This window comes from Ruegeria sp. CF3, from assembly GCF_056537365.1.
On sequence record NZ_JBQFRK010000004.1, the window covers coordinates 316,729 to 329,435 of the forward strand.

Sequence of the window (12,707 nt, forward strand, 5' to 3'; positions counted from 1 at the left end):
GGCTTCCGGCACTCCGGGGACCAACCACGTGTCATTCCATGACATTCGGGCGCGTCCATCCAGTTTGCGGGTCAGCTCGTCCTCTGTCCCTTCACCAATACAAATCCCGCCCTCGATGTCGGGATGCTCGGAAAGCTCGATGTGTCCTGATCGGAAACAATGGGCATACATTGAACGGTCCTTTCGGTTTCTGATTTCGGGCTTCGCCCGGCTTAGTGCTGCCAGTTGTCCCGGCCATATTTGCGGCCAAGAATGGTGATGCGATCCTGCCCGTCGATGGGCACGCTCTGGTAGACAAGCTCACCAAACGGGTTGACGCCGTAGACAGAAACATCGTCGTCGCCAAAACCGTAGATCACGAATTTCCACGGTCCCCGGCCCTGCTCACGGGTTTGAAAAAACCCGTCAAAGTTTCGGCATTCCCAGGCACCGGCCCACCAGTTTGCGCCTGGTGTTCCCTTCTCGCTTGGGGCCATCGGTATCAAATCAAGCTGCTGCATTTCTGCTCTCCATCGGGCAAATGGCGGGGGCCGCTTTAGCGGCCTCCCGGCTTTGCAATGTTTCAGTGGGTGGTGGCTTCGGGCTGGTAAGGGTCGAGCTGATCAGATCCCGAATAGTCGGAATAATCGACAAACGCCTCGCGCAACGCGGCCAGCGGATGATTGTCAAAATCATCTACGCGCTGATCGGCCTGCGGGATGGTCTCCCAAATGTCCTCATGAATGGCAATCGTCAGATCCTCGGCCAACTCGGTGAATTCCACCACTGGCACGAGCTGACCATTCTGCCGGGGAAACTGACCAAAGGCGATGTCACCGGCTAGAAAGCCCTTTCCGGTTTCCTTGGCGATCTGGCGCGCGATCTTAACAATCGCACTTGCATCCCATGCGTCATGAACGGCGGTTGCCAGAAACTCAGGCGCGTCTTTGGTGCCTTCGTTCTTCCGGCCGTAAATGCTCCAAAACTCGACCTCTCCGGCTTCGCACTGGACGGCGCACCCTTCGCTTTCATCATTGCGGCAGGGCATGATTTCGAACCATTCGAATTGGTCCAGCTTGTCGCCTTTCGGCAAGTTGTTGAAACGCTCATGTGCGGGTGTGTTGATGATTTCCATTTGCATGGCTCTGCTCCGAGTAAGGGGGGATGCGCGGCCCGGATCGAGCCGCGCGCTGTTCTTCAGGCTGCGAGGCTTACGCCCTTCAGCTCTGCCATCTTTTCAGTGAGAGACCAGACTGCCCGGTTCAGAGCTTTGTTCTGGTCGATGCCTTTGACGCCACGGGTGCGCTGTCGGCGTGTGCGGCCATTGCCATCCTTGACGCGACCATGCAGCCCGCCCTTGATGACGTTCTCCTGCAGAACATTGCCAACGGTCCAAAGATCGGTCAGGCGGTCGGCATTGCGGCGGGTTCTCAACAGAGCGTCAGCCTGAACCGGCGCGGGCTTTCCATCTTCCTTGTGAGCCTCGGGAAAGCGCAGTTCATGCACCACTTCCGCGAACACCTTGCGCTCGGCGTCGTCCAGAGAGATACCTTTGAAGGTTTCAACCTGCTCGGCCACATGGGGCGCATCTTCCAAAACAGTGTATGCGCCTTCGATCACCTCATGAATGGCGTCACCAGAATGGCGCACCTTCACCTCGTTAAAGCTGTCGCCAACCATCAGGCCATTAGCGCAGACAAACCGAAAGAAACCCGGCACCATCTGATAGCTGCTGGTTCCATCATTGGCGTTGACCAAGATGATTTCAAAGGCTTCGCCTTCGGCATTTGTGATTGAGCGGTGGCGCAAGCGCAGCATGTGTTTGGTGAACTCGGCTTTGCCTTCAATGCGGGTGTTGGCCTGCTGAGCAAAGAATGGGTCAAACCCTTCCTTACGCAGTCCGGTCAGAACGTCGATTGTCGGCACCACAACAAAGCGGTCAGACCGGCTTTCGTGGGCTTCGGTTGCGAAGATCGAGGGCACGGCGGAGCGCAGTTGATCGTCGGTCAAGGCTTCCCCTGTGACCAGACCACCGCAGGACATTCCGCTCATATAACGATTGTAACCCATAGACTTACTTCCTTTCTTTCGTGGCGATGCGGTTGCCGGTGTTTCCCAGCTTTCCGCCAATGGGCGCGGCCTTCTGATCTGTTAGCTGATAGATGGACCACATCTATCGGCTGGCAGAACAGGAGGGCGAAGCCCTGCCTGTGGCCCGGGGCGGGACTGTCACGGGGTCGGAGTGGCGAAAAAATGGGAGGGAACCGCGCGCTTGCGCGTGGGAGGAACCGGGTTTTTTGACATGGAGACGACGCGCACCGCGCGGCGCTTGCCCCTTGACCGGCCCGACACAGGATGCGGGCGGATCGGGATGATGGGACCGGCCTGCCGGTCACAGCAGACCCACTATTGGACAATGCCAGGGCCGGGGTGAGCGCGCTTTAGCGCGTCGATCCCCTGCCCTGTCCAATAATCAATGCGAGCCGCGCGCCTCGCGCGGATCTCCCAGACCTCTTGCAAAAGCGGGCGTTACCCGAAGGGCCGAAACAAGCAAGTCCTGGCGACCATTTGGCCGCGGTTAAGCTGGCTCGCGACGAGACAGATTCACCGCATCAGGCCGAAGGGAGAAAGGGCGTGGTTGGTTCGGGGCGTAAGCCGGTCTGCCGGCTGAAGCTTAGCACGCGGTCACGCGCCCCAAGGCGCGGGATTTGCGCATAACGCCGTCATTTGTACAGCGCAGCCTACTGTACAGAGTTTTGGCGGCTTTCAATTGAAGGTGATGTTTTAGGAACCGCACCGGCCTGATCAAATGGGAGGAAGTGATCATAATTTAGCCGGAGGGAACGGCTGGTTGTGGCCGGTGCGGTCGTATTGTGAGTGGCGTCTTTGCAAGCACCGCATTTCTTATCTCAAAATGAGGCCGAAGAAAGACCTAACCGACTAGGGAACCAGGTGGATACATCTGTTTGCTGGAACTGGCCTCAAAATGAGATCAGCGACGGCCAATGACGCTGCAGGTGTGCGCCGCCAAGGCATCGGCTACGACAATCTGGGACGCTATTGCGTCCGGACCGAAGCCGGAGCAAAGGAAAGGGCGACTTGCGCCGCCCTACCCCTTTTTATTCGGTCACCTGTTCGTTGTCGTCATTGCGTTTCGGGAAGGCCACCATTTCGACGCCGGGGAACATATCGTGTTTGACCTGGATCGAGGTGATGTTGCCGTGATCGTCAGTGTTTACGAACGCGACACCGCAGCGGTTCCAGAAGTTTTTGCCATCTTTTTCACCGGCTTTGACGTTCAGCTTCAGAGTTTGAGTTGCCATTGTTTGATCCTCGTTTTTTGAGTGTTTCGATGAACATGGAAGAAGCGGGCATAAAGGGGGTGTCAGCAGGTAATTTGCTCCGCGAGGAATGCGCGATCAGCGCAGGGGAAATTACCTGTTGAAGCGGAGCGCCCGGAACGGGGGCTGCGCGGCTCCCCCGACTGCCCGCTTATGTTCATCAGAGAAGAAACACGTGAACGAGGATCTTCACTGGCAACGGGATTGAGGCTGTCAGACCGAGTGAAAGGCAAGAGCTTCTGGGCCCGCTGCGCCCGGAACGCTTGAACAAAGAGAAACGCGGCAACATCACCTCGATCCGACAGATGGGCATTGGGCGAATCCGCGATCTGGCCGCTTTCCCGAAACGGAATGACCTGCGGAACAAGGATTAAGGGCGCGGTGGCGGCGCAAGTCGCCGGTTCTTGCTGGCAGCGGCGCAAGAAGCATCCGCTGCTACGGGAAAGCCCTAATTTCGGCCTGCGTTTGAGTCGGTTATCAAAGTCTCAACCCTACCACTTACCGCTCACTGACGGTAATTCCCCCAGAGGCCAGCATCTACCCCCTCATGCTGGCCTCTTTCAATTCCCGAAACCATGATGAAGAAACGCGGCCTGGCCGCTGAAGCGGCCCCTTGCGCTGGAAGCGCACAGTCCTGATGGAGCGGGGTTCCAACCCCGCGCGGTCAGGACAACAAGGACATTGCACCATCAAGCCGCCGGTAAGAAAAAAGGCCCACCGAAGTGGGCCAGTATCTCTCGCCACAAGAGGAAAATGAAAGAATCTTGGTGAGGCTATCGCTTGCGCGCCCGATCGACAACGCCGTCATAGGTGATCGCGGTAATCCGGTCCTCAGTACGACGGGTCATTTCGATCCCATCACCTGTCATTGTTGTTTCCGCATGTTCGGTCCATTTGAAAATGCTGCCATCCGCTTCGACATGGGTTTCATCTTCAGCGGAACGTCGTTTGACAGACCCATCATGTCGAACCTCAATAATTGTGCCATCCGCCATTCGGACGGTTACAGAATGATCTTCGACCGCAACCCCTTGCCACCAGCTTTCTGCATCACGACGCACAACAATCCGACCGGGGTGCAGCTTGATTTGCACATCCTGAGTGTCCTCCGGGTCGGCGGCTTTGACCACAACAATGGCCTCCTGCTCGCTCGGATCGCCATGAACGGACGCGCTGCCGTTCTTCGGGGGCCAGAACTTCGGCTCGCTGCGCTGCCGTTTGTTCTGGTCCTTGTGGAACGCAATATACATCTGCGCGGACTTCCAGACGCGGCGAATGGCGCTCTCTGGTGCTGTTGGGGTGGTGGCTTTGGTCATTCTTCCAGTCCCTCAATCGGATGGGTGATCCCAAGGATTCAAAACATTGACACCTAAGAACTGAAACGGCTTCACGTCTCTTGTTGCGACTGAAAAACCGTGTGTCTTTGCAATTGCCGCAATCTGCGCGTCCGCCAACTTCACGTCATAGGCTTTCGCTTCGGCTTGCATGGTTGCAAGGGCCTCCGCAGCCGCACGGTCAAATGGCAAAATCCGGTTGCCGCACAGACGGCCTAGCGTAAAGTCGAACCCCTTCCAAAGCGCAGCTTTCCGGTTGCCGTCAGGCAATAATTCGATCCCGTAACGTACCTCAAAGATGGTGATCGTCGTGGTATAGAACTGCGCGCTATGCAGCGCATTCAACCACCCAATCACCGCCTTGGAAGGGCTTTCCTTCATCGGGTCGGACAGCACGTTTGTGTCTAGAATAATCACCCGAAGTCCGCCGGTTCTGCTTTGTCGCCACTACGTTCAATATCTGGCAAGAATGCATTAAGGCCCTGCACGTATTCCACAATCACGTCGCCAACCTTCTCGGCTGGCCGTGACGCCTCATCGAGAAGTTGCCGCGCGGCTTCCTCAGTGCTGATGCCACGTTCTGCCGCGACAAACCGAACGCGACTGTGAACGTCATCAGATAGATTTCTGACTGTCAGATTTGCCATTTCATCCTCCATGTTTGATAATGACAGCATATTGCTGATATGATGGCAGTGCAAGCAAATAGCAAGTATGCTATCATTTTTCATTGCGTTTCGGCAGTCACCTTGCGGGAATACGTCATGATTAAATCCCTGCTGGGAACAGGGCGCAATGCGCCCTGCCCTAATTGTTTTAGAAGCACTCAGGGACCCATGCGTCAATGCGGGCTTTCTGTTCGGCGGTGATGCGCAAAGCCTTTTGATGCTCTGGATCGTTGAACAGTTTGTGCAGCGCTTGGTTCTTCTCGCCCTTCTTGGACTTGCTGAACGCGCGGTAGGCATCGGTGTCCATGTGCAAATCCAGAAGGTCTTTGTACAGTTCATCCAACTGTACAGCCTTGAGCCGCTTGAAGCAGTTCGTCTCGGAAGGCGTCCAGATCGAGCGAATATCAGCATCAACATCAGCCGCGATTTCAGCCATGAAGTCGGCCTGCTGGGTTGTAAAGCGCCGCGCGAGAAGCGCGGTGATTTCGCCGTTGCGGGTTTTCTTGCCCAGATCGCGGAATGCCTTGAACGCTTCGACGCTGCCCTTCCCGGCCATTTCCTGAAACTGGTTATAGGCTTCCTCTGCTGCCTCGTCCCTTTCTCCGCCAAGGCGCGGATCAAGATTGTACTGGTCGTCAATCTCGGGGGCGTTCCGCTCCGCACCGCCGTAGCCAAACCCGAACAGGCTGGTGTGGTGGCCGGATGCTGGTGTCGCATAGAAGGCAAACAGGCTCAGAACATACTCGGGCTTGTCGAGCATGGCCGTTTGAATGGCTCCCAGACGGATCGCTACCATGTCGTCATTGAACTTCTGCGAGAAGGCCGGTTTCTCAGCTTCCCGCGTGGTGGGCTTGGAAGGTTCTGAGGGGGCTTCGATGAACTCCCGCTCAATAGCCGCTGCCTGATCCTCGGGCTTAATGAGGCCACGCAAAGCGGAGATGTCGCCATTGTGACGGACAAAAACCATGATCCCGGCCAACGCCTTCTGCGCGGACTGGTATTCACCATCCAGAACCTTTTGCATCGCATCCAGTTCGGCTTGTCCGGCCTCGTCCAGCGCGTCACCTTCTTCAAGCTCGGCCAACTCGTCAAAGCGCTCAGCCTGTTCCTCGGTCAAAACACCTTCAATCACCGGAGTTTGAGCGACCCCGTGGGCGTCCCGGACCTCGTAGAAATATGGGTTACTGTCGTCCGTGGTCATGGCCCATGCCCAGCCTTCCGCTTCGCGCAGCTTTTCGGCTTCCTCGGCCAGTTTCTCGGCAAACAGGCGTTCCAGCAATTCAGGGTCATTAAACAGGGTTTCGTTCTGGAACAAATCACTGGTGACGGTTCCGCCAGCGTCTTCAAAGGCATCCTGACCAACAAACTTTGCTTTGCGGTCTGTGTTGCGCACGGATTCCGGCGTCAGGGCTTGGCGCACATAGTATTCATTGTACAACCGCCCGGTCTTAACACCTTCCAGCGCCTCAAGGATTTTGGCCTCGTCGTCGCAAATGGTCATAGCCTTGGCGATGCCTTGGCTGATTTCCCCGGCTTTCACCGCATCCAAGACAGGATCAGGCAGATCGGCCAGCGCGAGGCGGCGGCGCACGTGCGCCTCGGTCACGCCGAATGCGTTGCTGATCTTGCCAACAGACAGGGATTTCGCAGCCATCTTCCCATAAGCGCGAACCTCGTCAATCGGGTCCAGTTCTTCGCGGGCGGTGTTCTCGGCATTGGCCCATTGCTCGGCCACAAAGGGGTTATCGGTAATCTTAACCGGTACGTTTGCCAGATCGGGACGCGCGGTCACAGCGATGTTGAGGGCGCGAAACCGGCGACCACCTGCAACGATGCCGACTTTACCGTCCTTATCGCGCAGACCGCTCAAGTTCTGGATCAGGCCGCACGTGACGAGGCTTTCAGCCAGCAGGGCAATACCTTCGTCGGCTACTTCCTGACGCGGGTTGATTTCAGACAGGTACAAATCGGACAGTGCAACGGTTTCGATGATTTCCGGTGCGGTGAATGTTTCGAGTTTGCTCATTGGGCAAGTCCTTGTCTCAAAGCTAAGTTTTTGTTATTGGTGCCCTACCCCTTGCGGGGTAGAGCGAGGCCGCTTAGGCGGCAGCTTGAGTTTTCAAGAAGGCGAGGCCGATCTTGGCGGAGAGACCTCCCTTTTTGATCAGCGCATAGGCTTCACGCTTACGCTGTTCGATCATTTCAATGCTCATGGTGTTCACCTCCTTTCGTGCGCGGGTAGCGCATTGGCCGTTTCAGAACCGGACTATTCGTCCACGCTGAAAACGACCGTTTCATCCTCGACCGTGTAGGGTACGGACTTGGACAAAAGCTGTTCGATGGCGGTGTGAGGGACTGTCGGGAAGCTCAGACACATGCTGTTCAGCAGCTTCGGGCGATCATCTGCGAAGTGATACCCGTTGATGGCCCATGCAATTAGGCCGGGGGTATGAACCAATTCCGATGATCCAAGACGATATTCAGTCATGACAACTCTTTCTTTCGTGGCGATGCGGTTGCCGATGTTTCCCGGCTATCCGCTAATGGGCGCGACCTTCTGATCTGTTAGCTGATAGATGGCCCGCATCTATCGGCTGGCAGAACAGGAGGGCGAAGCCCTGCCTGTGGCCTGGGGCGGGACTGTCACGGGGTCGGAGTGGCAAAAAAATGGGAGGGAACCGCGCGCTTGCGCGTGGGAGGAACCGGTTTTTTTGACATGGAGACGACGCGCACCGCGCGGCGCTTGCCCCTTGACCGGCCCGACGCAGGATGCGGGCGGATCGGGATGATGGGACCGGCCTGCCGGTCACAGCAGACCCACTATTGGACAATGCCAGGGCCGGGGTGAGCGCGCTTTAGCGCGTCGATCCCCTGCCCTGTCCAATAATCAATGCGAGCCGCGCGCCTCGCGCGGATCTCCCAGACCTATTGCAAAAGCGGGCGTTACCCTTTGGGCCGAAACAAGCATGTCCTGGCGACCACTTGGCCGCGGTTAAGCTGGCTCGGGACGAGACAGATTCACCGCTACCCGGGCCGAAGGGAGAAAGGACGTGATTGGTTCGGGTCGGAGGCCGGTGTGCCGGCGTCCGACTAGCACGCGGTCACGCGCCCATAGGCGCGGGATTTGCCCGGAACTATGGCTCCCGGCGTTTGGCCGTGAATGTGATCTTGATGACGATCAAGTTGACCTCGATGCTGAGGCTCAAGTCGATCTTCTGAAGCTGTTTTCTCACTGCTCTAAGGCGACGAGCTGCAAGCCTGCGAAGCTGTATTGATTTTTTGCGAATGTATTTCATGTCTGTCTCCTGTTGAAAATTCGCGGCTCTCGGACACGCCGGGAAAGCAGACCAGTCAACACGCACGAAGCGCCCCGAAGGGCTTGGTGTTTACGGGTCTGCGCGGCGTGTATCTTGGCCGCTTATTTTCATCGGGACAGATCTAAGACAGGCGCGCGAAAAACAGAGGTTCGCAATGGAGGGTGCGACCTGGGGCTGAGTGTAGAAATCAGAGGTTTGAGAGAATGTCAGTCGGCCCAGACTCGCGGCAACGATCGGGCCGACTCGCTCATAAGAGCGTTTTTGCCGATTGCCGTCGGCTTAGTGCAGTTAGCACGGGTTCTGCAGAGGTTAAAGGCGATCCGCTCCGGCCGCGATGGCGGCCCCGCGCGCGGGCAGCGCGCGGTCCTGGCTAATCGGGGCAATTGGCCCCGGTTCGCCGGGACACCAAAACCGATTGAGCTGGTTAGCTTGGATAGGGATTTGCTGGGCCGTAATGCGTGCCCGCCTCAATAAAGCAGCCACGCGACCGCTGAGCCATGCCCGATGAACTTGGGACCGGGCAAAAAAGCGGCGAAGTGGCCGGGGCATTATCCAACCACTGTAACCCGCCAGATTGACCCGATGATAAAGCCGGGTCATCACAGACCCGCTGCCTTTCGCAGTGCTTCATTCATTCGGCTTTGCCAACCTTTGCCATCGGCTTTGAACGCCTCCAATACTTCAGGGTCCAAACGGATGGTTGTAGAAACCTTGGTAACTTCGGCTTTGGGCCTGCCGCGTGAAACCGGGGCCCTGGCTAACTTTTCAGTCCAATAGGGTTGCGACAGGTCCGGCAGATCGTCGTCAGCTTCATCGCCCAAGTACGGGGCTGTATGCTTTTTGCTCTCGTTCATTGGCTTTCCTCATGCTGATAATTCGATGCGACGTGCCGCGCGGCGTCCAAGCCACAACAACCATTCGACCACCTAAGAACCCGATGGTGATGTTGCGTGTTTCGCCATAGTCGCGGCGATCATCTTCAACCGTTATATGTGCGTCCTCAAATACTTCCCCGGCTTGCGCCATATCCAAACCGCGAGTTTCAAGGGTCGTCTGGCGTTTCGCTGGGTCATATTCGATCTTCATATATTGTTACTACACTAAATAGGTTCAAGGCGCAATATTTGTTACTACAAAAATAGCCTAATTGATGGGTTTCAGAGGATTGCGCGTCGCGGTCGCAACGCGCAAAACACTGTTAGACTTCCTTTCCGTCATTGTCGAACCGGCGGACAAGCTGAAAGTCTATGAAGCCAGACGAAACCAGATCGGCAAAATGGGCACGGGCTTCGTCTGAATCGGCGTAGGTTTCCGGGTCCGTTCCATCCGGCAAGTCGATTTCGAAAAACTGAATTGCATCGCAAGCGATCCTGACAATTGGTTTTGTAGACATCGGCTTTCCCTCAGCGGCGGATTCTGATGATTTTCGTGTGAACGCTGGCCGTCGAAAAAGTGTTTGGCGGCAAGGTTTCGAGTTCTTCGGCCTCGTCGTGGTGGAATGTGACAGGGACCAGGGCAACAAGGGTTGCCGGTTCGTCATGCCCACCCTGCCCTAGCAGGGACAAAGCCGCCTCGATGTGGGCGCGTACCTGCTTAAAAGGCGGGTTCATGATGATACGGGGAAACTGCGCGCGGCCTCTGACTTCCTCCGCATACTCAAGAAAACAACGGTTGATCGTGGGGCCAATGGCGCGCAGCTTTGCCGCAAGCGTGTTGTGGCGCTCGATCATAGTTAATTCGCAAGTGCTGTGACCTGATCCAATCAGCGCCTTTGCGAGCTGGCCGGTCCCGGCGCTTGGCTCCAATGTCAGATAGTCACCTTGCGTCCCGAGATAACCAACCATCCGCGCGGCTACAGGATCGGGCGTCACGTGGCATTCGGTGAACTTGTCAACGGCGATAACCTCGGGGGCCTTCAGCTCGTCCAGTTGGGGCGCGTCATGCCGCACCCTAACCGGAATGGTTAGGGGCTTGTTTGGGCGGTAGTAGATGCTTGGCCGTTTCTGAGTCATCGTCCCAGCCTTTCAACTTCAAGGGCGTTCGTGGCTTGGTTGACTATCCGTTGCGCCGTGTTTGCCTCGATTCCGGTCTCCATCAAACGGCGCATTGTGACCGCCTTGCCCAGAACGGACAGGCGCGAAAATCCCTCTTGAACGTATTCCATCGGGTCAGCTTCAACGATCTGGCATTCGCCCTCTGTGTGACCGTGTTTGATGGCCTTTTGCCGCATCCCCTGCAAATTTTCGGGCAGGATTGCCGCGCCCTGAGTGAGCGCGACAGCGTAGGTGTAAAGGTGGGTTTCCCAATGACGGGTCATTGTGCAATTTCCTCGTCAAAATCGGCAGGGGCGTCATGCTGCTTTTGATCGGTGATAAGGATAGCAGCCCACCCAGCCGAGAAACGCGGCCCTTCGTGGTTCGGGTTCGGTGCGATCCGCACCCGGAAAGCGCCACAAGCTGAAAGCCGCGTTCCCCTGTAGTCGGTGCCAATCTTGGCAAAATCGGCCTTGGTCATTTCCACCTGCGGAACAAACTCGACTGTTCTATTCCACGGGTTGCGAACCAAAAATTTGCCGCTCTGCGCTTTGAAATTCAGAATAGGCGGTTTTGCCGGTTTCTTTTCGGGCGGCACGTACCCGCAAGACTGCATCAAGTCGCGCCACTCGTCGGCGGATAGCTCGACGGTGCTGCCATCGGCCACATGAGCGGGCAACGGGGCGTCACATTCCACAGAAAACAGATCGTCATCGACCTTTTTCCCCTTTGGTTTGTCTGCGCCATGTTCGCGGACAAACATTTGCAACAGGGTCGGCGTAATCTCACCTTCAAAACGTGGCACATCGCCCAGCATTTCGCGTTCATATGAAAGGCGGTTCAAGGTGTGAGTGATCCAGCGGGACAGGTTGTCATTCTCGATAGTGCGTTTTGCAGCCTCGATGCACTGCGCGCGGGCCTCTACCGGTGTGGTCTTGCCGTCTGCGACTGCCGAATAGAGACCATAAGGCACCGAAGTGCTGCGGCCCAGTATGAAGCTGATTTGCTTGTCAGTGGTCGCGCTCTCCCACATTGCCAAGGCTTTATGCGCAGCGTTCAACCGGCGCTGAAGGTCGCGCAGCTCGGCCAGTAGTTTCTTGATCCGGCGCGCGCGCACCTTGGGGTCATTCTTCCGGTTTGCATGACGCTCGACACCTACCGCGCGATATTGCCAATAACCGATAGCGCCATGAGCTTTAACGGCTTTGTCCATTGCGTTGTGCATCCGCTCTTGAGTCTTGCGGGCTTTGCGCTCGGAGTGATGCCCGACAAGGATAGGCTGACCAAATTCGAATGCGCGGGACAGTTCGTCAGCGGCCCGGTGAAATGCGTTTGCCTGTTCGGCGCGTTTCTGTGCGATCCCGTCCAGGCGATCCGCTTTGATCTGCGCCCGTTCGGCCATTGTGGTTTCTTCGGGTTCAATCTCGCCTGCCAATTCAAGCGCAAGGTTTTCGCGGGCAACGGTCCACATGGGGGCAACGAACAATTCCTGTTTAGGTGCCCACTTGAAGCCTGCGGCTTTGACGCGCTCGTATGTGTCGGCGTCCAACCGCTCCGAGGCATACAAACGGATTTTGTTGTCCTCGGGGGAGTAAGTTGCAGTGATATTAATATCAAAATCAGCCATTCGTGGCGTCTCCTTATCGTGGCGATGCGGTTGCCGATGTTTCCCGGCTATCCGCTAATGGGCGCGGCCTTCTGATCTGTTAGCTGATAGATGGACCACATCTATCGGCTGGCAGAACAGGAAGGGCAGAGCCCTGCCGGTGGCCTGGGGCGGGACTGTCACGGGGTCGGAGTGGCAAAAAAATGGGAGGGAACCGCGCGCTTGCGCGTGGGAGGAACCGGGTTTTTTGACATGGAGACGACGCGCACCGCGCGGCGCTGGCCCCTTGACCGACCCGACACAGGATGCGGGCGGATCGGGATGATGGGACCGGCCTGCCGGTCACAGCAGACCCACTATTGGACAATGCCAGGGCCGGGGTGAGCGCGCTTTAGCGCGTCGATCCCCTGCCCTGTCCAATAATCAATG

16 protein-coding genes are annotated in these 12,707 nt (G+C 56.9%); all 16 read right to left on the bottom strand.

Features of this window, described 5'->3' with window-relative positions; genetic code table 11:
• Positions 1 to 212: 212 nt before the first annotated feature.
• Positions 213 to 500 (bottom strand): hypothetical protein, encoded by a 288-nt coding sequence (locus ACR0KC_RS16050; protein WP_480791301.1) that lies wholly within the window; start codon positions 498 to 500, stop codon positions 213 to 215.
• A 62-nt stretch (positions 501 to 562) separates the two neighbouring features.
• The gene (locus ACR0KC_RS16055; RefSeq protein WP_480791300.1) at positions 563 to 1,120 is read right to left on the bottom strand and encodes a hypothetical protein; all 558 of its coding nucleotides are present in this window, start codon (positions 1,118 to 1,120) and stop codon (positions 563 to 565) included.
• Between the two features lie 56 nt (positions 1,121 to 1,176).
• Entirely contained in the window at positions 1,177 to 2,049 is an 873-nt protein-coding gene (locus ACR0KC_RS16060; protein WP_152459999.1) for a DUF932 domain-containing protein, read from the bottom strand.
• Between the two features lie 1,049 nt (positions 2,050 to 3,098).
• A complete protein-coding gene (locus tag ACR0KC_RS16065) occupies positions 3,099 to 3,302 on the bottom strand; it encodes a hypothetical protein (RefSeq protein WP_152459998.1) in 204 nt (67 codons plus the stop codon).
• A gap of 791 nt (positions 3,303 to 4,093) precedes the next feature.
• Positions 4,094 to 4,636: a hypothetical protein gene (locus ACR0KC_RS16070; protein ID WP_480791299.1), complete on the bottom strand. Its 543-nt coding sequence runs from the start codon at positions 4,634 to 4,636 to the stop codon at positions 4,094 to 4,096.
• Between the two features lie 12 nt (positions 4,637 to 4,648).
• Positions 4,649 to 5,071: a type II toxin-antitoxin system VapC family toxin gene (locus ACR0KC_RS16075; RefSeq protein ID WP_170514454.1), complete on the bottom strand. Its 423-nt coding sequence runs from the start codon at positions 5,069 to 5,071 to the stop codon at positions 4,649 to 4,651.
• Positions 5,068 to 5,301, bottom strand: a complete 234-nt coding sequence (locus ACR0KC_RS16080) for a FitA-like ribbon-helix-helix domain-containing protein (RefSeq protein ID WP_152459995.1) — start codon at positions 5,299 to 5,301, stop codon at positions 5,068 to 5,070. The genes ACR0KC_RS16075 and ACR0KC_RS16080 overlap by 4 nt, the downstream gene beginning before the upstream one ends.
• Before the next feature lie 169 nt (positions 5,302 to 5,470).
• Positions 5,471 to 7,348: a ParB/RepB/Spo0J family partition protein gene (locus ACR0KC_RS16085; RefSeq protein WP_480791298.1), complete on the bottom strand. Its 1,878-nt coding sequence runs from the start codon at positions 7,346 to 7,348 to the stop codon at positions 5,471 to 5,473.
• 240 nt (positions 7,349 to 7,588) lie between these two features.
• Entirely contained in the window at positions 7,589 to 7,810 is a 222-nt protein-coding gene (locus tag ACR0KC_RS16090; RefSeq protein WP_480791297.1) for a hypothetical protein, read from the bottom strand.
• Between the two features lie 646 nt (positions 7,811 to 8,456).
• Positions 8,457 to 8,618 (bottom strand): hypothetical protein, encoded by a 162-nt coding sequence (locus ACR0KC_RS16095; protein WP_480791296.1) that lies wholly within the window; start codon positions 8,616 to 8,618, stop codon positions 8,457 to 8,459.
• Positions 8,619 to 9,238: 620 nt separating this feature from the next.
• On the bottom strand, positions 9,239 to 9,493 hold the full coding sequence (locus tag ACR0KC_RS16100) for a BrnA antitoxin family protein (RefSeq protein ID WP_480796364.1): 255 nt from the start codon (positions 9,491 to 9,493) through the stop codon (positions 9,239 to 9,241).
• Positions 9,450 to 9,725, bottom strand: coding sequence for a BrnT family toxin (locus ACR0KC_RS16105; protein WP_480791294.1), 276 nt, complete (start codon positions 9,723 to 9,725; stop codon positions 9,450 to 9,452). Before ACR0KC_RS16105 ends, ACR0KC_RS16100 begins: the two co-directional genes overlap by 44 nt.
• Positions 9,726 to 9,837: 112 nt before the next feature.
• Positions 9,838 to 10,032, bottom strand: a complete 195-nt coding sequence (locus tag ACR0KC_RS16110) for a hypothetical protein (RefSeq protein WP_480791293.1) — start codon at positions 10,030 to 10,032, stop codon at positions 9,838 to 9,840.
• A gap of 10 nt (positions 10,033 to 10,042) precedes the next feature.
• A complete protein-coding gene (locus ACR0KC_RS16115; protein ID WP_480791292.1) occupies positions 10,043 to 10,651 on the bottom strand; it encodes a hypothetical protein in 609 nt (202 codons plus the stop codon).
• Positions 10,648 to 10,956, bottom strand: coding sequence for a hypothetical protein (locus ACR0KC_RS16120; protein ID WP_480791291.1), 309 nt, complete (start codon positions 10,954 to 10,956; stop codon positions 10,648 to 10,650). The genes ACR0KC_RS16115 and ACR0KC_RS16120 overlap by 4 nt, the downstream gene beginning before the upstream one ends.
• Complete coding sequence (locus ACR0KC_RS16125) at positions 10,953 to 12,299, bottom strand: DUF3560 domain-containing protein (protein ID WP_480791290.1); 1,347 nt, start codon at positions 12,297 to 12,299, stop codon at positions 10,953 to 10,955. The genes ACR0KC_RS16120 and ACR0KC_RS16125 overlap by 4 nt, the downstream gene beginning before the upstream one ends.
• Between the last annotated feature and the right edge of the window lie 408 nt (positions 12,300 to 12,707).

Bases quoted from the DNA above. Each gene is read 5' to 3' on its own strand.
- ACR0KC_RS16050 (WP_480791301.1), bottom strand. From the start codon at position 500: ATGCAGCAGCTTGATTTGATACCGATGGCCCCAAGCGAGAAGGGAACA.
- ACR0KC_RS16055 (WP_480791300.1), bottom strand. From the start codon at position 1,120: ATGCAAATGGAAATCATCAACACACCCGCACATGAGCGTTTCAACAAC.
- ACR0KC_RS16060 (WP_152459999.1), bottom strand. From the start codon at position 2,049: ATGGGTTACAATCGTTATATGAGCGGAATGTCCTGCGGTGGTCTGGTC.
- ACR0KC_RS16065 (WP_152459998.1), bottom strand. From the start codon at position 3,302: ATGGCAACTCAAACTCTGAAGCTGAACGTCAAAGCCGGTGAAAAAGAT.
- ACR0KC_RS16070 (WP_480791299.1), bottom strand. From the start codon at position 4,636: ATGACCAAAGCCACCACCCCAACAGCACCAGAGAGCGCCATTCGCCGC.
- ACR0KC_RS16080 (WP_152459995.1), bottom strand. From the start codon at position 5,301: ATGGCAAATCTGACAGTCAGAAATCTATCTGATGACGTTCACAGTCGC.
- ACR0KC_RS16085 (WP_480791298.1), bottom strand. From the start codon at position 7,348: ATGAGCAAACTCGAAACATTCACCGCACCGGAAATCATCGAAACCGTT.
- ACR0KC_RS16090 (WP_480791297.1), bottom strand. From the start codon at position 7,810: ATGACTGAATATCGTCTTGGATCATCGGAATTGGTTCATACCCCCGGC.
- ACR0KC_RS16095 (WP_480791296.1), bottom strand. From the start codon at position 8,618: ATGAAATACATTCGCAAAAAATCAATACAGCTTCGCAGGCTTGCAGCT.
- ACR0KC_RS16100 (WP_480796364.1), bottom strand. From the start codon at position 9,493: ATGAACGAGAGCAAAAAGCATACAGCCCCGTACTTGGGCGATGAAGCT.
- ACR0KC_RS16105 (WP_480791294.1), bottom strand. From the start codon at position 9,725: ATGAAGATCGAATATGACCCAGCGAAACGCCAGACGACCCTTGAAACT.
- ACR0KC_RS16110 (WP_480791293.1), bottom strand. From the start codon at position 10,032: ATGTCTACAAAACCAATTGTCAGGATCGCTTGCGATGCAATTCAGTTT.
- ACR0KC_RS16115 (WP_480791292.1), bottom strand. From the start codon at position 10,651: ATGACTCAGAAACGGCCAAGCATCTACTACCGCCCAAACAAGCCCCTA.
- ACR0KC_RS16120 (WP_480791291.1), bottom strand. From the start codon at position 10,956: ATGACCCGTCATTGGGAAACCCACCTTTACACCTACGCTGTCGCGCTC.
- ACR0KC_RS16125 (WP_480791290.1), bottom strand. From the start codon at position 12,299: ATGGCTGATTTTGATATTAATATCACTGCAACTTACTCCCCCGAGGAC.